The 17,784-nt window shown below is 67.1% G+C and carries 18 protein-coding genes; 11 read left to right on the top strand and 7 right to left on the bottom strand.

Annotation, left to right across the window (positions count from 1 at the left end; all coding sequences use genetic code 11):
• The first annotated feature begins 2 nt into the window (after positions 1 to 2).
• Genes AArcCO_RS02390 through ugpC form a run of 3 tightly spaced genes read left to right on the top strand, consistent with a single transcriptional unit; the run spans position 3 to position 3,157 of the window.
• Entirely contained in the window at positions 3 to 1,064 is a 1,062-nt protein-coding gene (locus tag AArcCO_RS02390; protein WP_259534816.1) for a carbohydrate ABC transporter permease, read from the top strand.
• Entirely contained in the window at positions 1,061 to 1,954 is an 894-nt protein-coding gene (locus AArcCO_RS02395) for a carbohydrate ABC transporter permease (protein WP_259534817.1), read from the top strand. The genes AArcCO_RS02390 and AArcCO_RS02395 overlap by 4 nt, the downstream gene beginning before the upstream one ends.
• Before the next feature lie 3 nt (positions 1,955 to 1,957).
• Entirely contained in the window at positions 1,958 to 3,157 is a 1,200-nt protein-coding gene (gene ugpC, locus AArcCO_RS02400; RefSeq protein WP_259534818.1) for an ABC transporter ATP-binding protein, read from the top strand.
• A gap of 50 nt (positions 3,158 to 3,207) precedes the next feature.
• On the opposite strand, the gene AArcCO_RS02405 is transcribed toward ugpC, so the two are convergent.
• Entirely contained in the window at positions 3,208 to 3,879 is a 672-nt protein-coding gene (locus AArcCO_RS02405) for a DUF4013 domain-containing protein (protein ID WP_259534819.1), read from the bottom strand.
• Positions 3,880 to 3,975: 96 nt separating this feature from the next.
• Here AArcCO_RS02405 and rnz point away from each other — a divergent pair, with 96 nt between their 5' ends.
• The 4 genes from rnz (at position 3,976) to AArcCO_RS02425 (ending at position 7,363) form a co-directional block, all read left to right on the top strand.
• A complete protein-coding gene (gene rnz / locus AArcCO_RS02410) occupies positions 3,976 to 4,902 on the top strand; it encodes a ribonuclease Z (RefSeq protein WP_259534822.1) in 927 nt (308 codons plus the stop codon).
• 37 nt (positions 4,903 to 4,939) lie between these two features.
• Positions 4,940 to 5,779 carry an endonuclease NucS gene (gene nucS, locus AArcCO_RS02415; RefSeq protein WP_259534823.1) on the top strand — a complete coding sequence of 280 codons (840 nt, stop codon included), beginning with the start codon at positions 4,940 to 4,942 and terminating at the stop codon, positions 5,777 to 5,779.
• Between the two features lie 111 nt (positions 5,780 to 5,890).
• Positions 5,891 to 6,421 (top strand): 50S ribosomal protein L16, encoded by a 531-nt coding sequence (locus AArcCO_RS02420; protein ID WP_259534824.1) that lies wholly within the window; start codon positions 5,891 to 5,893, stop codon positions 6,419 to 6,421.
• Between the two features lie 69 nt (positions 6,422 to 6,490).
• Positions 6,491 to 7,363: an ATP-grasp domain-containing protein gene (locus tag AArcCO_RS02425; RefSeq protein ID WP_259534825.1), complete on the top strand. Its 873-nt coding sequence runs from the start codon at positions 6,491 to 6,493 to the stop codon at positions 7,361 to 7,363.
• Between the two features lie 32 nt (positions 7,364 to 7,395).
• Here AArcCO_RS02425 and AArcCO_RS02430 read toward each other — a convergent pair whose 3' ends face one another.
• Positions 7,396 to 7,764 (bottom strand): Hsp20/alpha crystallin family protein, encoded by a 369-nt coding sequence (locus tag AArcCO_RS02430; protein WP_259534826.1) that lies wholly within the window; start codon positions 7,762 to 7,764, stop codon positions 7,396 to 7,398.
• 126 nt (positions 7,765 to 7,890) lie between these two features.
• On the opposite strand from AArcCO_RS02430, the gene AArcCO_RS02435 reads away from it, so the two are divergent.
• Positions 7,891 to 8,211 (top strand): DUF7991 family protein, encoded by a 321-nt coding sequence (locus AArcCO_RS02435; protein WP_259534827.1) that lies wholly within the window; start codon positions 7,891 to 7,893, stop codon positions 8,209 to 8,211.
• Positions 8,212 to 8,232: 21 nt separating this feature from the next.
• On the opposite strand, the gene AArcCO_RS02440 is transcribed toward AArcCO_RS02435, so the two are convergent.
• From AArcCO_RS02440 to AArcCO_RS02450, 3 genes are all read right to left on the bottom strand, one after another.
• Positions 8,233 to 9,333, bottom strand: coding sequence for a pyridoxal phosphate-dependent aminotransferase (locus AArcCO_RS02440; protein WP_259534828.1), 1,101 nt, complete (start codon positions 9,331 to 9,333; stop codon positions 8,233 to 8,235).
• A gap of 103 nt (positions 9,334 to 9,436) precedes the next feature.
• Positions 9,437 to 10,648, bottom strand: coding sequence for a threonine ammonia-lyase (ilvA, locus tag AArcCO_RS02445; protein ID WP_259534829.1), 1,212 nt, complete (start codon positions 10,646 to 10,648; stop codon positions 9,437 to 9,439).
• Between the two features lie 302 nt (positions 10,649 to 10,950).
• A complete protein-coding gene (locus AArcCO_RS02450; RefSeq protein WP_259534830.1) occupies positions 10,951 to 11,367 on the bottom strand; it encodes a gamma-glutamylcyclotransferase family protein in 417 nt (138 codons plus the stop codon).
• Positions 11,368 to 11,458: 91 nt separating this feature from the next.
• On the opposite strand from AArcCO_RS02450, the gene AArcCO_RS02455 reads away from it, so the two are divergent.
• From AArcCO_RS02455 to AArcCO_RS02465, 3 genes are all read left to right on the top strand, one after another.
• Positions 11,459 to 12,889 carry an MATE family efflux transporter gene (locus AArcCO_RS02455; protein ID WP_259534831.1) on the top strand — a complete coding sequence of 477 codons (1,431 nt, stop codon included), beginning with the start codon at positions 11,459 to 11,461 and terminating at the stop codon, positions 12,887 to 12,889.
• A gap of 103 nt (positions 12,890 to 12,992) precedes the next feature.
• Positions 12,993 to 13,640 carry a DUF6517 family protein gene (locus AArcCO_RS02460; RefSeq protein ID WP_259534832.1) on the top strand — a complete coding sequence of 216 codons (648 nt, stop codon included), beginning with the start codon at positions 12,993 to 12,995 and terminating at the stop codon, positions 13,638 to 13,640.
• A gap of 33 nt (positions 13,641 to 13,673) precedes the next feature.
• Positions 13,674 to 15,260 (top strand): stage II sporulation protein M, encoded by a 1,587-nt coding sequence (locus AArcCO_RS02465; protein ID WP_259534833.1) that lies wholly within the window; start codon positions 13,674 to 13,676, stop codon positions 15,258 to 15,260.
• Between the two features lie 15 nt (positions 15,261 to 15,275).
• Here the strand turns inward: AArcCO_RS02465 and AArcCO_RS02470 are convergent, their stop codons facing one another.
• The gene (locus AArcCO_RS02470; protein WP_259534834.1) at positions 15,276 to 16,979 is read right to left on the bottom strand and encodes an acyl-CoA mutase large subunit family protein; all 1,704 of its coding nucleotides are present in this window, start codon (positions 16,977 to 16,979) and stop codon (positions 15,276 to 15,278) included.
• Between the two features lie 111 nt (positions 16,980 to 17,090).
• On the bottom strand, positions 17,091 to 17,732 hold the full coding sequence (locus AArcCO_RS02475; protein WP_259534835.1) for an FAD-dependent oxidoreductase: 642 nt from the start codon (positions 17,730 to 17,732) through the stop codon (positions 17,091 to 17,093).
• Positions 17,733 to 17,784 lie beyond the last annotated feature (52 nt).

Below are 17,784 nucleotides of genomic sequence, written 5' to 3' on the forward strand. Positions count from 1 at the left end.
CCATGGTGGGGCGGGTTTTGCGCCGGGCCGGCGCGGGAGATGACGACGTAGCGGGGGAGAGCACAGCGGAGAACGTCGCCGAAAGCGACGATAGCGTCGCCGCCAGCGACCGCTGTCTCCGGACCGACGGCGGCGTCGAACCGGCACACGGCGCCGGGACACCGGAGACGAGCCTCATCGATCGACTTCGCCGGAGCGAGTTCGTCGAGTCGCTTCCGTTTTGGGGCCCGCCGGGGCTGCTCGTGTTGATCTTCGTGTACGGCGCGGTGGCGTGGAACTTCGTCATCTCGCTGACGGGGTGGGAGGGACTCAGACAGCCGACGTACGACGAGTTCACCCTCGAGATGTATCGGACCCTGCTCACGGACGCGTCCTTTATCGCCGCGTTCCGGAACACGCTCGTGTTGCTCGTCGTGTTCACGGTGTTGTCGCTCGCGCTCGGCCTGGTGCTTGCGATCCTCGTGGATCGAGACATCCGGTTTGAAAACACCTTCAGGACGATCTACCTGCTCCCGATGAGCCTGTCGTTCGTGGTCACGGCGATCTTCTGGTCGTGGCTGTACAACCCGCGGATCGGGCTGATAAACGAGGCGTTGCGGGCGGTGCATCTCGACTTCCTCGCGCAGGCGTGGCTCGCGGATCCGCGATTCAAGCTCGCGGCGATCATCTTCGCGTTGATGTGGCAGTTCTCGGGCTACTGCATGGTGGTGTATCTCGCCGGCCTGCGCGCGATCCCGACCGACCAGTACGAGGCCGCCCGGATCGACGGTGCCAGCACGATCAGACTCTACTGGCGGGTGATCGTTCCGCAACTGCGGGCCTCGACGATGTCGGCAGCGGTTGTGCTGATGGTGTTCGCGCTCAAGGCGTTCGACTTCCTGTTCGTCCTGTTCGGGGTCAACCCCGGCCGTTCGGCGGACATCCTCGCGGTCATGATGTATCGGGTCGCGTTCGACCGACTCCAGTGGGCCTACGGTGCGGCGGTCGCGATGGTCCTGTTTGTGATGGCGCTGGGCGTCATCGGACCGTACCTCTACCTCCAGTACAGGCGGGGTGAACTATGAGCGAGGACCGTTCTGACGACAGCTTCTTCGGTGGACTCGGTGCGATCGACCGGAGCCGGATCGGCCTGTACGCGGTGTTGCTCGCGATGGTGGCGTTCTACCTCGCGCCACTGGAGTCCGGACTGGTGACGGCCTTCAAGACTCAGACGGGTTTCACGCAGACGACCCCGTTCGCGCCGCCGCCGCCCGGGGAGTTTACGACCGCCGCCTGGCAGGTGGCGTTCGACCGGCTGCGCGAGGGGCTCGTAAACAGCCTGCTGATGGCGGTGCCGGCGACGGTACTGTCTGCGCTTCTGGGCTCGCTTGCGGCGTACGGCCTCACCAACCTGAGCTGGCGGGGACAGCTCGGCGTACTGGTGCTGTTCGTTTCGGGGGTGTTCCTGCCGTACCAGTCGGTGCTGGTGCCGCTGACGCAGTTCTGGTCGTTCGTCGACCTCGCCGGTCGGATCCCGCTTGCGGTCGTCGACGACTACGATGGACTCATCCACCTGAGCATTACCCACGCTGCATACGGCGTGCCGATCTGTACGGTCCTGTTCCGGTCGTACTACGCGACGATCGACGACGAGATGCTGGAGGCGGCCCGGCTGGACGGCGCCTCCGCCGCGACGATCTACCGTCGGATCATTCTCCCGCTTTCGGTGCCGATCTTTGCGGTCACGCTGATCTATCAGTTCACGCAGATCTGGAACGACCTGCTGTTCGCGCTGGTGCTGATCTCGGATCCGGGCAACAATGTCGTGACGGTCGCGCTCAACCAGCTCCAGGGGTCGTTCGTCCAGCAGTACAACCTCCAGATGGCGGGGGCGTTTATCGCGGCACTGCCGACGCTCGTAGTGTACGTCCTCTTCGGCGAACAGTTCGCGAAAGGCGTTGCGGGGGAGACATAACTCATGGCACAACTCGAACTGGATGCGGTGACGAAGGTGTTCGGCGACGGCGACGAATCCGTCGTCGCCGTCGAAGACGTATCGGTCGACATCGCGGACGGGGAGTTCCTCGTCCTCGTTGGGCCGTCCGGCTGCGGGAAATCGACCACGCTCCGGATGGTCGCCGGGCTCGAGACGGTGACTGACGGCGAGATCCGGCTCGACGGGAGACGGATCAACGAGCGTCCTCCCGCAGAACGCGACATCGCGATGGTGTTCCAGTCGTACGCGCTGTACCCCCACATGACCGTTCGGGGGAACATGCGGTTCGGCCTTGAGGAGTCGACGGATCTCTCCGACGAGGAGATGGATCGGCGCGTCGAAGAGACCGCCGAACTGCTCGACATCCCGGAGCTGCTCGACCGCAAGCCGGGCGCTCTGTCGGGGGGACAGCAGCAACGCGTCGCGCTCGGGCGGGCGATCGTCCGCGACCCGGCGGTGTTTTTGATGGACGAGCCGCTGTCGAACCTCGACGCCAAGCTCCGCTCCCAGATGCGCACGGAGCTCCAGCAGCTCCAGGCTGATCTGGGAACGACGACGGTGTACGTCACCCACGACCAGACGGAGGCGATGACGATGGGCGACCGGATCGCGATCCTCGATTCGGGTCGGCTCCAGCAGGTGGCAACGCCACTGGAGGCGTACCACCGGCCGGCGAACCGGTTCGTCGCCGGCTTCATCGGCGAGCCGTCGATGAACTTCCTCGAGACGACTGTGGAGTCGGGGACGCTCGCCGTCGGGAAACTGCGATATCCGCTGTCGGGCGAGGCGGCTGACGCGGTCGTCGATGGACAGGCGATTACGCTCGGTATCCGACCCGAGGACATCCGCATCGGCCCCGGAATCGATGCTGCCGTCGACGGGGAGGCCGGCGATCCATCCGACGGCGAACTGGAGACGCCGACCGGCGTCGAGCCCGACCGGTGCTTCCGCGGCACCGTCGACGTCGTCGAACCGATGGGTAACGAAAACAGCGTCCACCTTTCGCTTGCGGACGGCCCCGAACTCACGGCTACGATCGAGGGACTCCGACGCATCGAGGCGGGATCGGCGGTTTCGATCGGGATCCCGCTGAACGCGATCCACCTCTTCGACGCCGAGTCCGGCGAGGCGGTTCACAATCGGTCGCTCGAGGACGCCGACATGGACGCCCCGAGGCTGTAGCTTCACCGCCGACCGGTCGCCGACCGTTCTCCCCACCCGGCCCGTTCTCACTACTCCGCTCGTTCTCCCCACCCGGCCCGTTCCCACGCGGAGCCGGCAGCCGAACCCACCAGTGCAGCGGCGGCGACCTCGATGACGAACGCGACAAAGAAGCCGAGCGCGACCGCGTTCAGGGGGGCGTACGCCGCCGCCGCGATAGCGAGCCCGGTCGCCGCGACGACAACGGCAAACAGGTATCCCCCGTCCCGCGTGGCGGTCCCGAGCAGCCGCCGGTCGAACGCCGCGCGGATCCGACGGCGACGGGCGTACGCAGCGAGCGCCGCCGGAAGCGGATAGACGGCCGCGAGGGAGACCAGCAACACGACCGTCGAGCCGACCAGGAACAAGAGCCCGTCGGCGCTCCCCGTCGGATCGACCTGTTCGAGCGGACCGCCGAGCGTGACGACCAGCAACGCGACGGGCACGGCCAGATACGCCAGACAGATCCCTGCGGCGACCACACCGTCCCGAAGCAGCGGACCGACGGGCCGCCAGCCGGGGCGACCTGCGTCCCGGAGTCGGGGCGCCTCGGCCGTCTCCTCGAGTACGCGGAGGAGGTATCCGGCCACCGCGAGGAACGGAACCACCGGTAGCCAGACCGCAAGCAGGTGGAGGCCGCCGCCGACGGCGACGGCGTCGAACCGACCGTCCCCCCGAAACGGATACGCGAGCGCGGTTCGCATCGTTCCGGGGTTCCGGCGGCGCGGAAAAGAACGCGTCGATCGCAACGGTCCGGCGGATCCGACACTGGTTTAAAAACCGCCGCCGGAGTCACGCCCATGTCTTTCCGCGTGACGTTTCTCGGCACTGGCGGGGCCGTTCCGACGACCGAGCGGGCCCCCAGCGCCCTCGTGGTCAACCGCGAGGGCGATCGGCTGCTGTTCGACTGCGGCGAGGGGACCCAGCGGCAGATGATGCGGTTCGGGACCGGTTTTTCAGTCTCGCACGTGTTTCTCACTCACCTCCACGGCGATCACGTTCTGGGGCTTCCCGGACTGGTCCAGACGTGGGACTTCAACGACCGGACGGAGCCGCTTTCGATCCACTGCCCGCCGAACACCCGGACTCACGTGAAGTCGCTGCTCCGGGCCGGCGGTCACGATCCCGACTTCCCGATCCGGATCAACGAAGTCTCCCCGGGAAACGTCGCGTTCCGGGCGGAAGAGTACGAGGTTCGCGTGTTCCGGACGAACCACCGCACCAGAGCACAGGGGTACGCGCTGATCGAGGACGATCGGCCGGGAAAGTTCAACCGGGAGAAGGCCGAAGAGGAGCTGGGAATCCCGCCCGGCCCGGCGTACGGCCGACTCCACGAAGGGGAAGCCGTCGAACTCGACGACGGGCGCGTCATCCACCCGGAACAGGTTGTCGGCGTGCCGCGCCCGGGCCGGCGGTTCGTCTACACCGGCGACACGCGACCCGTCGACGAGACCGTCGAGATCGCCGAAAACGCCGACCTGCTGGTACACGACGCGACGTTTGCGTCGGAGTACGCCGATCGCGCACGCGAGACGGCCCACTCGACGGCCAGAGAGGCCGCCCGGATCGCCGACCGGGCGGGTGCAAAGCGACTCGCACTCGTGCACATCTCCTCGCGGTACGCGGGCGACCCCTCCCCGATCGAACGGGAGGCACAGTCGATCTTCGGCGACGCGTTCGTCCCGGACGACGGAACGCGGATCGAGATCCCGTATCCCGACGCGTGACGCACTCCTTTTGACCGGCGGCAGCATACACTGGCTCGTGAGCGTGACGACCCTCCACGAGCCGGCCCACCGGGAGGCGCTGTGGGAGCTTTCGGCCGCCCTCGACCGGGACGACGTCGTGACCGTCTTCGGGCGGTGTACCGTCGAGTACGACGGCCGGGCGGAATCCAGCCTCGGCGCCGGCGATCGGCTGCTGATACTCAAGCCGGACGGATCGGCGCTCGTTCACACCGCGACCAAGCGCACGCCGGTGAACTGGCAGCCGCCGGGCAGCGAACACTACGCGGCGGTCCGGGACGGCCGTCTCCGGGTGCGCAGCGAGCGCACCAACCCCGACGAGCGGCTGGACGTCCGGTTCGAGGCGGTCCACCAGCTGTCGGCGATGGCGGTCACCGGCGGCGACGACCTCGAGGTGGCCGGCAGCGAGGCCGACCTCAAGGAGGCGATACTCGCGAACCCGTCGCTGATCGAGCCCGGGTTCGAGCCGAAAGCAACCGAGCGCGAGAGCAGTGCCGGCCCGATGGACGTGTTCGGCGTCGATAGTGAGGGGCGGCCGGTCGTCGTCGAGCTGAAGCGCCGGCGGGTCGGCCCCGCCGCCGCGGGCCAGCTCGGACGGTACGTCGACGCGCTCGAACGCGAACTCGGCGTCGACGGGTCCGTCGGCGACGCTGCCGACGGTACCGGCCGTGGCGACTGCGACGAATCCCGGGTGCGGGGGATCCTCGTTTCGCCCTCGATCACCGACCGCGCCGCCGAACTGCTCGCGGAGCGCGGCTTCGAACACGTCGCACTCGATCCGACTGGCGTCGACGTCGACGTGACCGACACCGGCGTGGACGACACCGGTGTGACCGACACCGGCCTGACCGACGGCTGATCCCGACGGTCGGACATCCTTGGCTCGGTGCCGGTGGCACGTCGTCACATCCTCGCTTCGGGCTTTCGAAGGGTTTATTCGCGCCACGAGCGATTTTCCGGGCAAGTAAGCATGTCAGACAAACCCGCCTCCATGTACCGGGAGATCAGCAAACCGGCGTACACCCGTCGGGAGTACGTCACTGGCATCCCGGGATCGAAGATCGCACAGCACAACATGGGCAATCTGCAGTCGGATCCGGACGACTATCCGGTCCACATCAGCCTCCGGGTCGAAGAGGAGGTCCAGCTCCGCCACGGCGCCCTCGAGGCGGCCCGCCTGTCGGCCAACCGCCACCTGCTGCAGGCGATCGGCCAGGAGAACTACAAGATGGTGCTCCGGAAGTTCCCCCACCACGTGATCCGGGAGAACAAGCAGGCGACCGGCGCGGGCGCGGACCGCGTCTCCGACGGGATGCGCCAGTCGTTCGGCAAGCCCGTCGGCACCGCCGCCCGGATCGGCGCCGACGAGCCGGTGTTTACCGCCTACTGTCGCGTCGAGGACGCCGACACCGTAAAGGAGGCGTTCCGCCGCGCGTACAACAAGATCTCTCCGCCCTGCCGGATCGTCGTCGAGAAGGGCGAGAAGCTGCTTGTCGCCTGATCGGCTTCGCCCGCGCTTCCCCGGTAGACAGTCGACGCGGTTTTCCTTCTTCCCGTTCTCTCGGGCGGTATGCTCCGGCTCGCAGTCGCCACGAAACGGGAGACGTTCGACCGGATCGGGGAGCCGCTCGGCGATCGCGGGATCGCCGTCGAGCACGTTCCCTGCGAGAGCCGCGTGTTCGACGTCTCCGAGGGTGATAGCCACCGCTTCGAGGGGTTCGATGTCGGTTTCGTTTATCCGTCGCGGCTGATGGAAGGGGGCGCAGTCGACGCGCTGCTTTCGGTTCCGTGGGTGAACGGACTCCGGGCGGTGGCCACCTCGCGAAACAAGGCCGCGGTGTACACTCGACTGGCGGGCGAGGGGATCCCGGTTCCGGAGACCCGATACGTCTCGAACCCGGTCGGGGAGTCGTCGGTCGTCGACGCCGCCCGCGAGATCGGGTTTCCGCTGGTGGTCAAGCCGAACTCGACGACCAGGGGCGTGGGCGTCACCCGGGTCGATGACCTCGACTCGCTGTCCGGCATCGTCGACTATCTGGATCTCGTCCACGACTTCGATGCGACCGGGGACCGTTCGTATCTGCTCCAGGAATTCCTCCCCGCCGCGCGCGACTACCGGGTGATGGTCGTCGACGGCGTCGCGGTCGGCGCAGTAGAACGGCGGCTCCCCGACGCGGCCCGCAGGGCGGGGAGATGGAAACACAACGTCCACCGCGGCGGCGAGGCGGTCGGGGTCGACCTCCCGGAGCGGGGGCGGACGCTCGCGGAACGGACGGCCCGAACGCTCGGGATCGAGTACCTCGGCGTCGACCTCCTCCGGACGGACGACCGGTGGCTCGTAAACGAGACGAACGCACGTCCGACCGTCGACGACGCCGACAAGTACGAGCCGGGTTTTTACGACCGACTCGCGGGGCTGATCCGGAGCCTCGCCGACGAGTAGCAGTGGGAGGAACGGACGAAAACGATCGCTCGCTAGTTCAGATCGATCGACGCGGAGTCGTCGGCACGGTCAAACTCGACTTCGAGCACGCCGTTGTTGAACCGGGCGCTCGCGGAGTGTTCGTCCACCCGAACCGGGAGTCGGATCCGCTCGTCGTACTCCCGGCGGGCGCTGACGGCGCTTATGGTGAGGATCTCCCCGTCACACTGGAGGTTGATGTCCTCCTTCGAGACGCCGGGGAGGTCCGCGACCAGCCGGACGCCGTCCTCCTCGGTGAACACGTCGACGTGCGTCTCCGTCCCGAAGCCCGGATCGTCTCCCCCGCCGGTCACCTCGTTCATCATCCGTTCGATCTCGTCGAAAATGTCGCCGAACGGGTCGTCGCGGTCGTCCCTTCTCATATCCTGGAGTAGGTCGGTTTCACCCATAAGGGTTCGCTTCTCGGCGGTACCGGCCGGACGCCGACGGGTCTCGAGACGGCGACCGCGCTCCGACAGGGAGAAAAGCGTCGCAGCCGTATCCGGGGTATGGTTTCGGTCGTGAGCCTGCTGCTGTTGGCCGTGGTGGTCGGTCTCCACACCCTCGGATCGGCGATCATGATGCGGTTCTTCCGCATCCGCCTGAAGACCACCGGAGGCTGGCTCGTCTACTCTGTGCTGGTGCCGCCGGTGCCGCTTTTCGTCTCGACGCTTTTGTTTACCGGGCCGCTCGGCATCGGCTTCGACATGGGATCGCCCGCGGTCGCGCTGTCGGTGATGATCGCGCTGCCGATGGCGCTCGGCTTCACCATCGACGTCCTCTACGTCCCTGCCCCCGAGGAGTACGAGCTTCCAGACACCGCCGAGTAGCTGCCCCGTTCTCGCAGCTCGTCACTCGAAGTACTCCGCGAGCCGCTGTGCGGCCTCGGTCGCCCGAGGTGTCACGAGCGCAAACCGGATCCAGTCCTCCCGCGTCGAGCCGAACGTCTCGCCGGGCATGCCGGCGACGCCTGCCTTGTCGATCAACTGCTGTACGTTCTCCATTGTCCCCGGGAAGCCGTCGAACCGGGCGAGCACGTAAAACGACCCCTCGGGCGTCGTGTACGTTGCGCCGGCGGCGTCGAGAGCGTCGGTAAACGCGTCGATCCGTTCGGAGAGCAGCTCCCGGGTTCGCTCGTAGTACTCGGGCTCCGTCTCCCGGAGCGCGCGCAACACCGCCGCCTGCGCCGGCCGGCTCGTCGCCACGTTCACCAGCATGTGGCGGGTCTTGGCACCGCCCACGAGCGTCTCCGGCAGGACGGCGTATCCGACCCGGAGTCCCGTGATCGCCATCGACTTCGAGAACGCGCTGGTGACGATCCGGTTTTCCGCGTCGATCGCGAGCGCGCTCTCGAACTCCCCCCCGAAGTCGAAGTGGTCGTACACCTCGTCGACGACGACCACCGCGTCGTGGTCGGCGGCGTGTTCGATCACCCGCCGGACGTTGTCGACGTCGTACACCGCGCCCGTCGGATTGTTCGGCGTGTTGAGCACCACGCAGGCCGTCTCGTCGTCGATTGCCTCGACCAACGCAGCGACGTCCAGCGAGCCGTCCCGCCGGGCCGGAACCAGCTCCGGCTCCCCGCCGAGCATCTGGGCTTTCCCCGGGTAGTACGGGTAGACGGGATCGACGAGTACGACGCCGTCGCCGGCGTCCCGGTCGAGGGCGCTCGCCATCCCGAGGTAGTTCGCCTCGCCGGCGCCGTTGGTGACGACCACCTGCGAGACGTCGACGTTGCGTCTCGCGGCGATCTCCTCGCGCAGTTCCCGCAGCCCCTCGCTGGGCGGATACTGGAACTCGTCGGGGGTGGCGTCGGCGTACTCCCGAAGCCCCTCCCGGAGCGCCGCCGGCGGCTCCCAGTCCGGGTTGCCCGACACCATGTCGATGACGTCGCCCTCCGCTCGCGAGGCGTACTGCATGACCGCGAAGAACTGCGGCTCCTGATACTCCATACTCCCGTTCCGATCGGGGGCCTGTTCCCTTTTTCGTCCCTACCTGCCCGTTTGGTCCCGGCTACTCCCTTCTCGTTCCCGACAGACCACGGGTACGGGTCCGTCAGTCGAGTACGTCCACCGCGTATCCTCGGCTGCGAAGCTTCGCGATCAACTCCTCGGCATGTTCGGTGTCGTGGGTTTCGATCTCCAGTTCCACCTCGGCGGCGTTGACCGCCGCCTTGCGCGAGGTCCGATCGTGGTGGATGGCGTAGATGTTCGCCCCGCTTTCGGCGATGATGTCCACGAGCGACTGCAGCGCCCCTGGGCGATCCTTCAGCACGGTCCTGATCTTCAGGTACCGGCCGAGCTGAACCAGCCCCCGCATCACCACCGTCGTGAGCTGATTGAGGTTGATGTTCCCGCCGCAAAGCGCCGGTACGATCGTCTCGCCGTCCTCGTAGTCGAACGCCTCCGACAGCACCGCCGCAAGCGACACCGCTCCTGCCCCTTCGACGAGCGCTTTCGTCCGCTCTAACAGGAGGGTCAACGCGAGTGCGATCTCCCGATCCGTGACGGTAACCACCTCGTCGACCCGTTCTTGCATCACCGCGAAGGGTTTGTCGCCGATCCGCCGGGTGGCGATCCCGTCGGCGATGGTGTCGACCTGGTCGCGCTCGTAAATCTCCCCACGTTCGAGCGACTCCTTTGCCGAGGACGCTCCCGCCGCCTGCACGCCGATCACCCGGACGTCATCGAGCTGTTCGGTCACGGCCGTCGCGATCCCCGCGATCAGCCCGCCACCCCCGATCGGGACGACGACGGTGTCGACCTCCGGGCAGTCTTCGACGATCTCGAGGCCGATCGTGCCCTGGCCGGCCATGACTTGTTCGTCATCGAACGCGTGAACGTACGTCCTGTCTTCGGTTGCGGCGAGTTCGCGTGCGTGCGCCTGTGCCGCGTCGTAGTCCTCACCGTGGAGGATCACCGTTCCGCCGTACCGACGGGTGGCTTTCACCTTCGAGATCGGCGCGAACTTCGGCATCACGATCGTGGAGTCGACGCCGGCGCGGGTCGCCGCAAGCGCCACCCCCTGTGCGTGGTTGCCCGCACTGGCGGTGATCACGCCCGCTTGCTTCCGGTCTGCGTCCAGCGTTTCGATCCGGTTCAACGCCCCCCGGATCTTGAACGCGCCGGTGCGCTGGAAGTTCTCCAGTTTCAACGCCACGTCCGCTCCCGTCTCCTCGGAGAAACTGTGGGAGCGCTCGAGCGGCGTCCACCGGACGACGTCCCGGATCCGGTCGTCGGCTTCGAGCACGTCCTCGAGGGTGAGCATACGAACCACAGCGAGGGCGGACGCTAATGGTTTTCGATGGAAACGATGCCCCGGCGGATCGTCGCCACGAGAACGGCGAGCCCGGGGCTGATCGATCGGTGTCCGAAACGAAAGGGTGGGGGAACTGAGTCTGCACGCGTGTGACGTGCAAGTGTGAGATGTACCCGAGAGTATATAAAGGTGTGGCAGGCGAGGTGAAAGTAAAACCGCAAGACCGGGGCGGGATATTCTGTCGTATGACGAGTGTCTGCCGAACGTCATAGTGAATGATTCCCACACAACCGTTGGTGAATTGACACCCGTTACGGTGGGTCTCGGCCGCGATCGTTCGGCGGGGTGGGGACGATCCGGACGTTCTCGGTTGTGAGGTACTCCTCGACCCGATCGCGGAACGGACCGGTCCCCGGCCAGGTGACGTCGGCGTCGAGTCGCTCGGGATCTCCGACGTAGACGGCGGCTTCTGCGATGCGTTCGTCTTCGACTGGAACCGAAACCCGGGCGTAGAGGCCGCGATCGACCCCTTCGTATCGGTCGAGCCGTTCGATTTCGTCGGTGCGGAGGAGTCGCCCGGCGACCCGCCCGCCCGGCGCGAGCGTCGGATACCTCCCCTCCACCGCGTGGAGCCCGTGGAGCGTCGCCGCCCCGACGAAGACGAACGAGTCGAGCAGTTCCCCGACGCGATCGGGCGCGGTGAGGGTTCCGTACACGAAGACGTCCATTCACGTCATCTCCGGCGGCGCTCGGCAAAAAGCCGGCGCGTCGGGCCGCCTCCGGTAGCGTCAAACCGTCGCCGTCCAAGCGGGACTGTAGATGCTCTCGCGTCTGCGGCGCGTCTGGCGTCGGGTGTTCGCGCTCGCCTGGCCCGTGATGGCCGAACAGACGTTCCGCACGGCGATGCGCACGACCGACGTGATCGTCACGGCGCTGTTCTCGCCGGCGGCGGTGGTCGCGATCGGGCTGGCGGACCTGTACGCCCGGTTCCCGCTGCGGATCGGGCTGGGACTGGGAAGCGGCGCGATCGCGCTCTCCTCGCAGGACACCGGCGCCGGCGCCACCGCCCGCCGCGACGAGGTGGTGACCCAGGCGCTGCTTTTGGGCCTGCTCGCGGGCGTCCCGTTCGTCGCGTTCGGCTACTTCCTCGGGGAGTTCGCGATCCGGATCTTCGGCGCGAGCGACCGAGTGGTGGCGCTGGGGGCGGTGTATCTCGCGATCATTTTTGCAACCGCACCCGCCCGCCACGTCGCGCTCGTGGGCGCCAGGGCGCTTCAGGGGACCGGCGACACGCGGACGCCGATGTACGTCAACGTGGCCGCCAACTCCCTGAACATCGCCGGTTCGGTCGTTCTCGGTCTCGGCCTGTTCGGGTTCCCTCGCCTCGAGATCGTCGGGGTGGGACTCGCGACCGCGACCGCGAACGTCCTCACGGCGACGCTTCTGTGCGCCGCGATCTACACCACCTGGACGCCGGCGAACTTCGCCCGTCCCCGCGATCTCACCATCGCCAAACAGTTGCTCCAGGTCGGCGCTCCACGGATGGCGGAGGGGTTCGGCTCGGAGCTCGCGGAGTTCCCGTTCAACGCCCTCCTTTTGGGGTTCGGGGAGGTCGTCAACGCGGGATTCCAGATCGGTCGTCGCGTCTACCAGCAGGTGACCGGGCCGCTCTCGCGGGGGTACAACGTGGCCGCGAGCGTACTCGTCGGCCAGGAACTCGGGGCGGGTAACCCTGCCGAGGCGCGGTTCAACGGCTGGGCGGTCGCCGGACTCGGGATTGCTACGGTCGGGACGATCGGTATCCTGCTTGCGGTCTTCGCCGAATCGGTCGTCACCCATCCGGCCGTCGTGGAGCTGTTCGGACGGGAGGATCCCGAAGCGCTCGCCTACGGTGCGGCGTTCGCCCAGGTGTACGGGCTCTCTGCGGTCGCGCTCGTGTCGTTTTCGTCGCTCTCGGGTTCGCTGCAGGGGGCAAGCGAGACCCGGATCCCGTTCGTCGCGCGGCTCAGCGGTATGTTCGTCTTCTTCCTCGGGCTGTCGTGGCTGCTCGGATCGACACTCGGCTACGGGCCCGTGGGCGCGTACGTCGGCGTCTTCGTGGCGTACGTCTGGATGGCGCTGGTGGTGGCGTACGGCTTCGGCTACGCCGGCTGGGCCGACCGTGCCGCCAGGCTGATGGACGAACGCAGCGACGAGGGGGCGTCCGACGCGGTCGAGGGCGACTCGGTTGGCGATCCCGACGTCGACTGATCGACGCCGAACCGGCCTGTCGTCGTTAATCCGGCTTAATTAGGGACAAGTCGGTCGGACGGTCTCCACGGTTCAAGTTCCTGCGGTCCCTCGGTGCTGTCACATGCGACGACGCGAACTCATCGCCGGAGCCGGGATCACGCTGGCGGCGACGTCGGCAGGCTGTACGAGCGTACTGAACGACGAGCCGGTCGCCTTCGAAGCCGCGCTCGCCCAGGTTCCCGAGTCGGTGGCTCGAGACGCGGGATACGAACTCGACGAATTCGACCAACAGGTGATCGAGCGGACCTTCGAAGCCGCCGGGCAGTCTCAGACCGTCCAGGTGACCAACCGGACTGCAGAGTACGAAAAAGCCGTCGAACTGGGGCCGCTCGGCGAGCTCCGCGCCGCCATCTTCACGGCGCTTTCGACCCCGAAAGTGGAGGTTCTCGGCCGGACGTTCAACCCCGTCGACGACCGCTCGAACGAGGAACTCGCAGAGATGATTCAGGACCAGTACGCCGACATCGGCGATCTCGAGGTTGAACACGAAGCGCCGGTGACCGTTCTGGGCACCGACACGACCCAGACGAAGTTCGCCGGCGAAATTCGCATGGAAGGTGGGGAAGAGATCGACATCTACCTCCACGTGAGCAGCGCGGTCGAGAGTGGCGACGACCTCGTGATCGGCGTCGGTGCCTATCCCCAACAGCTACCGGGCGAAGAGGACCGCGTCTTGACCATGATGGAAGCGATCGAACACGATACATAAGATTCTCCACACTCCGGGACGAACCCGCCGATAATGCGTATTGGTTCCCGCGTTCGCGACGCCGTCCGGACGCTCGTGTATCGCCCCCACGACGTTCTCCCGTGGTATCTCGTCGGTGCCGGCGTCCCCGCGGTGAGTCGCGTGATCAGCCTGCTCGCGTTCGCGCTGGCTGCCGGAGTGCTGTGGGCCCGAAGTGGGCTCGCGACGTTCCGCGAGCGCGCCCTCGAGATCGGACCGATCCCGGTCGACGATCCGGCCTTCGGGGAGGCGCAGGACCCGTTCGGGGATCCGGAGACGGTCGGACAACCGCCCGAACAGGAACTCGAGGAGCTCCTCGGCGCGACGCCCGAAGAACTCGCTGCGGTGTTCGAGCCGCTCGCGGATCCGCTTGCGGTTTCGATCGTCGTCGTCGGGCTCGTTCTCACCGGGATCGTCTCGGTGGGGCTCAACGCGGTCGCGTCGGCGGGCCGTCTCGGCGGCGTCTACGGTGCGCTTCGCGGTGCGGACGGCTCCCGGGCCGGCGTGGAGACGTTTCTCCGCGACTGGCGTTCGTTCCTCGCGCTTCTGATCGTCGAGCTCGTCGCGCTCGCAGTCGTCGTGCTCGTCGGACTCGGACTGCTTTCTACCGCCATGGCCGCCGGCGGCGCCGCCGGCGTCGGGCTCGGGCTCCTTGCAGTCCTCGGGACGGTCGTCGGCATCCTCCTGGTGCAGCTGCTATTGGCGTTCGTCGGCCCGGCGATCGTCGTCGACGGCCGGGGGTTTTTCCCGGGGCTGAAAAGCGGCCTCGGGTTCCTCGTCCGCGAACCGCTCGCGGTCGTCGCCTACGTGGTGCTGGGGCTTTCAGTCCTCGTCGGACTCGCCGTCGTCGGGGGCGTCTTCTCGCTTCTGGGTGCCGGAAGCGTCGTCGCCCTGCTCGGGCTGGTGGTGGCGACGCCGCTTTTGGAGACGACGAAGGTGAGCTTCTACGCCGCCTCGCGGGGCGAGGAGCTGTCGGCGCCGCCGCCGGATCTCCGGGAACACCGACCGCTTCGCTTCCGGGCCCGTGACGGCTTCGCCCGCGGCTGGCGGGAGCTTTTCGCGTTCGTCCGGGAGACGCCGGGGCTGCACGCGACGATCGTCGGTCTGTTCGCTGCCGGGATCGCGATCGGCTGGATCGTGATCGGTGGCGGACTCGTCGGGATCGTCGAGACCTCAATCGACGGGCGACTCGTGGGAACGAACCCGATCGGGCTCTTTTTCGACTTCGCGGCGAACAACTGGACGGTCGCGGTGCTCACCGCCACCGGCGGACTCGCGTTCGCGGTGCCGGCGGCGGTGTCGATCCTTTTTAACGGCCTCGCGTTCGGCGCGATCGCCCGCCTCGAGGTCGACCTCCTGGAGCTTTTCGCGTTCGTCGTCCCCCACGGGATCGTCGAGATCCCTGCAATCTTGATCGCCGGCGCGCTCGGCCTGTGGCTGGGGCTGATCGCGTTGCGGGGGGTCGTCGGACGCGCCGGTCGGGCGGATCTCGCCGACGGGATCCGGCGCGCCTACTGGGTGCTTGTCGGCATCGCGATCCTGATCCTGGTGGCGGCGGTGATCGAGGCGTTCGTCAGCCCGTACCTGCGATTGCTGGTGTAGTTTGACCGGGGCTCCTCAGTATGCCACGCCGACGGTTTCCTGGTAGCTGCCGTGCTGTGCTTCGAACACGTCCATGATCTCGCCCATCGTGGCGTACGCCTTCACCGCGTCGACGATCGCGGGCATCGCGTTGTCGCCGGCGGCGACGACCGCTTCGAGTTCGGAAAGGGCTGCCTCGACCGCCTCGTCGTCGCGCTCCCGCTTGACCGACTCGAGCCGGTCGCGCTGGCGCTTTTGTACTGTCTCGTCCACCTCCAGGATCTCCGGGCGGGTGTCCTCGTCGATCTCGTAGGCGTTGACGCCGACGACCGTCTCTTCGCCCGCCTCGACGCGCTCCTGGTACTCGTAGGCGGCGTCCTGGATCTCCCGGTGGAAGAAGCCGTTTTCGATCCCGGACAGGACGCCTTCGCGCACCGAGCCGTCACCCATTTCCCGGATCTCCTCGATGTACGCCATCGCTTCGGTTTCCACCTCGTCGGTGAGCGCCTCCACGGCGTAGGATCCCCCGAGAGGATCGACGATGTCGGCTGCGCCGGACTCCTCGGCGATGATCTGCTGGGTTCGCAGTGCGACACGGACCGCCTGTTCGCTGGGCAGCGCCAGCGCCTCGTCGTAGGAGTTGGTGTGTAGCGACTGGGTGCCGCCGAGCACGCCCGCGAGCGCCTGGATGGTCACCCGGACGACGTTGTTGAGCGGCTGCTGGGCGGTCAGCGACTGACCGGCCGTCTGGGTGTGGAACTTCAGCCGCTTCGAGGCCGGGTCAGCGGCGTCGTACCACTCGTCCATCACCCGGGCGTAGATCCGGCGGGCCGCGCGGAACTTCGCGACCTCCTCGAAGATGGAGTTGTGGGAGTTGAAAAAGAAGGACAGCTGCGGCGCGAACTCGTCGACGTCGAGCCCGCGGTCGATCCCGTCCTCGACGTAGGCGAACCCGTCCGCCAGCGTGAACGCCAGCTCCTGGACTGCTGTCGAGCCGGCCTCCCGGATGTGGTACCCCGACACCGAGATGGGATTGAACTTCGGCGTCTCCGCGGCGGCGTACTCGATTACGTCCGTGACCAGATCCAGCGACGGCTCCGGGGGCATCACCCACTCCTTCTGGGCGATGAACTCCTTGAGCATGTCGTTTTGTAGGGTTCCCCGGAGCTGTTCGCGGGGGACGTCCTGCTGGTCTGCGAGCGCGATGTACATCGCGAAGATCACCGGCGCGCTCGGGTTGATGGTAAACGACGTCGACACCTCGCCGACGTCGATGCCCTCGAAGAGGATCTCCATGTCCCGCAGCGTGTCGACAGCGACCCCCTCCTTGCCGACCTCGCCGTCGGCCATCGGGGCGTCCGAATCGATCCCCATCAGCGACGGCATGTCGAACGCCGTCGACAGCCCCGTCTGGCCGTTCTCGATGAGGTAGTGGAACCGCTCGTTGGTCTCCTCTGCGGTGCCGAAGCCGGCGAACTGACGCATCGTCCACGTCCGGCCGCGGTACATCGTCGGATACACTCCCCGGGTGAACGGCTCCTCGCCCGGGAGCCCCAGATCCTCGGTGTACTCGAGGTCGGCGACGTCCTCGGGGGTGTACAGCCGATCGACCTCGAGGTTCGACACGGTGGCGAATCGGTCGCTGCGCTCGCCGTGTCGCTCCAGTACCGGATCGAGTGTTTCCGCCTCCCACTCCTCGCGCGCCCGGCGGATCTCCTCGAGTTCCTCCTCGTCGAACATAGTTCCCAGTTCTCCCCGATCGTCCATTAAGGATTCGCCGATCGCCGTCGTCGATCGCCGTCGCCAATCCCCGTCGCCGATCGCCGTCGCCGGGGCGACTCTCGCCGACGATCAGCCGAAGTTTTCGACTTTCGCCCCGTCGAAGCTCCCACCAGCCGATTCGACCGCCTGCTTTGCGAGATCGACGAACGAGTCGAAGCCGAACACGAACAGCTGTTCGCCCGCCGCCCCGGAGAGGACCTCGGCGACGGGGGTGTCGAGCGGCGCGTCGGTGACCCGAACCGTCGCCCCCCGTTCTCGGAGCCGGGCGAGTCGCGTCCCGTGGGCCGGCGACCCCTCGTATCGGTACACGACAGCCGCCTCGTTGCCAGCTGCGAGCGCGCGTTCGGCGATCGCGACGGCCGGTCCCACCCCCGACCCGCCGGCGAGGACCACAGCGCGCGGCTCCCCTTCGTAATACTGATCGCCGAAAGGACCGGACATCTCGAGGGTCGTTCCGGGTGCAAGCGTCGCGAGGAACTCGCTGAACGGCCCGCTCTCCTCCGGGTCGATCCCGACGGTCACCTCGAAGGTGTCCGTCACGGACGGGGAGGACAAGGTGTAAAACCGGGCGTACTCCTCGCCGTCGATCGTGGCCGCAAGGCGGACGAACTGCCCCGGCTCCGCCGTAAACTCCGGCGGTGTCGAGATCGTCACGGCGACTGTGTCGGTTCCGACGTTCTCGGTTTCGACGACTTCGACTGTCGCGTCCATGGATGTGATTGTGTTTCATTACACACGGATATTCCTTCCGCGAGTCGCCTCA

This window comes from Halalkaliarchaeum sp. AArc-CO (assembly GCF_024972735.1).
GTDB lineage: Archaea > Halobacteriota > Halobacteria > Halobacteriales > Haloferacaceae > Halalkaliarchaeum.

What these genes read in the sequence shown, in the direction of transcription:
- AArcCO_RS02390 (WP_259534816.1), top strand. Translation starts at nt 3, where the DNA reads ATGGTGGGGCGGGTTTTGCGCCGGGCCGGCGCGGGAGATGACGACGTA.
- AArcCO_RS02395 (WP_259534817.1), top strand. Translation starts at nt 1,061, where the DNA reads ATGAGCGAGGACCGTTCTGACGACAGCTTCTTCGGTGGACTCGGTGCG.
- ugpC (WP_259534818.1), top strand. Translation starts at nt 1,958, where the DNA reads ATGGCACAACTCGAACTGGATGCGGTGACGAAGGTGTTCGGCGACGGC.
- AArcCO_RS02405 (WP_259534819.1), bottom strand. Translation starts at nt 3,879, where the DNA reads ATGCGAACCGCGCTCGCGTATCCGTTTCGGGGGGACGGTCGGTTCGAC.
- rnz (WP_259534822.1), top strand. Translation starts at nt 3,976, where the DNA reads ATGTCTTTCCGCGTGACGTTTCTCGGCACTGGCGGGGCCGTTCCGACG.
- AArcCO_RS02420 (WP_259534824.1), top strand. Translation starts at nt 5,891, where the DNA reads ATGTCAGACAAACCCGCCTCCATGTACCGGGAGATCAGCAAACCGGCG.
- AArcCO_RS02425 (WP_259534825.1), top strand. Translation starts at nt 6,491, where the DNA reads ATGCTCCGGCTCGCAGTCGCCACGAAACGGGAGACGTTCGACCGGATC.
- AArcCO_RS02430 (WP_259534826.1), bottom strand. Translation starts at nt 7,764, where the DNA reads ATGAGAAGGGACGACCGCGACGACCCGTTCGGCGACATTTTCGACGAG.
- AArcCO_RS02435 (WP_259534827.1), top strand. Translation starts at nt 7,891, where the DNA reads ATGGTTTCGGTCGTGAGCCTGCTGCTGTTGGCCGTGGTGGTCGGTCTC.
- AArcCO_RS02440 (WP_259534828.1), bottom strand. Translation starts at nt 9,333, where the DNA reads ATGGAGTATCAGGAGCCGCAGTTCTTCGCGGTCATGCAGTACGCCTCG.
- ilvA (WP_259534829.1), bottom strand. Translation starts at nt 10,648, where the DNA reads ATGCTCACCCTCGAGGACGTGCTCGAAGCCGACGACCGGATCCGGGAC.
- AArcCO_RS02450 (WP_259534830.1), bottom strand. Translation starts at nt 11,367, where the DNA reads ATGGACGTCTTCGTGTACGGAACCCTCACCGCGCCCGATCGCGTCGGG.
- AArcCO_RS02455 (WP_259534831.1), top strand. Translation starts at nt 11,459, where the DNA reads ATGCTCTCGCGTCTGCGGCGCGTCTGGCGTCGGGTGTTCGCGCTCGCC.
- AArcCO_RS02460 (WP_259534832.1), top strand. Translation starts at nt 12,993, where the DNA reads ATGCGACGACGCGAACTCATCGCCGGAGCCGGGATCACGCTGGCGGCG.
- AArcCO_RS02465 (WP_259534833.1), top strand. Translation starts at nt 13,674, where the DNA reads ATGCGTATTGGTTCCCGCGTTCGCGACGCCGTCCGGACGCTCGTGTAT.
- AArcCO_RS02470 (WP_259534834.1), bottom strand. Translation starts at nt 16,979, where the DNA reads ATGTTCGACGAGGAGGAACTCGAGGAGATCCGCCGGGCGCGCGAGGAG.
- AArcCO_RS02475 (WP_259534835.1), bottom strand. Translation starts at nt 17,732, where the DNA reads ATGGACGCGACAGTCGAAGTCGTCGAAACCGAGAACGTCGGAACCGAC.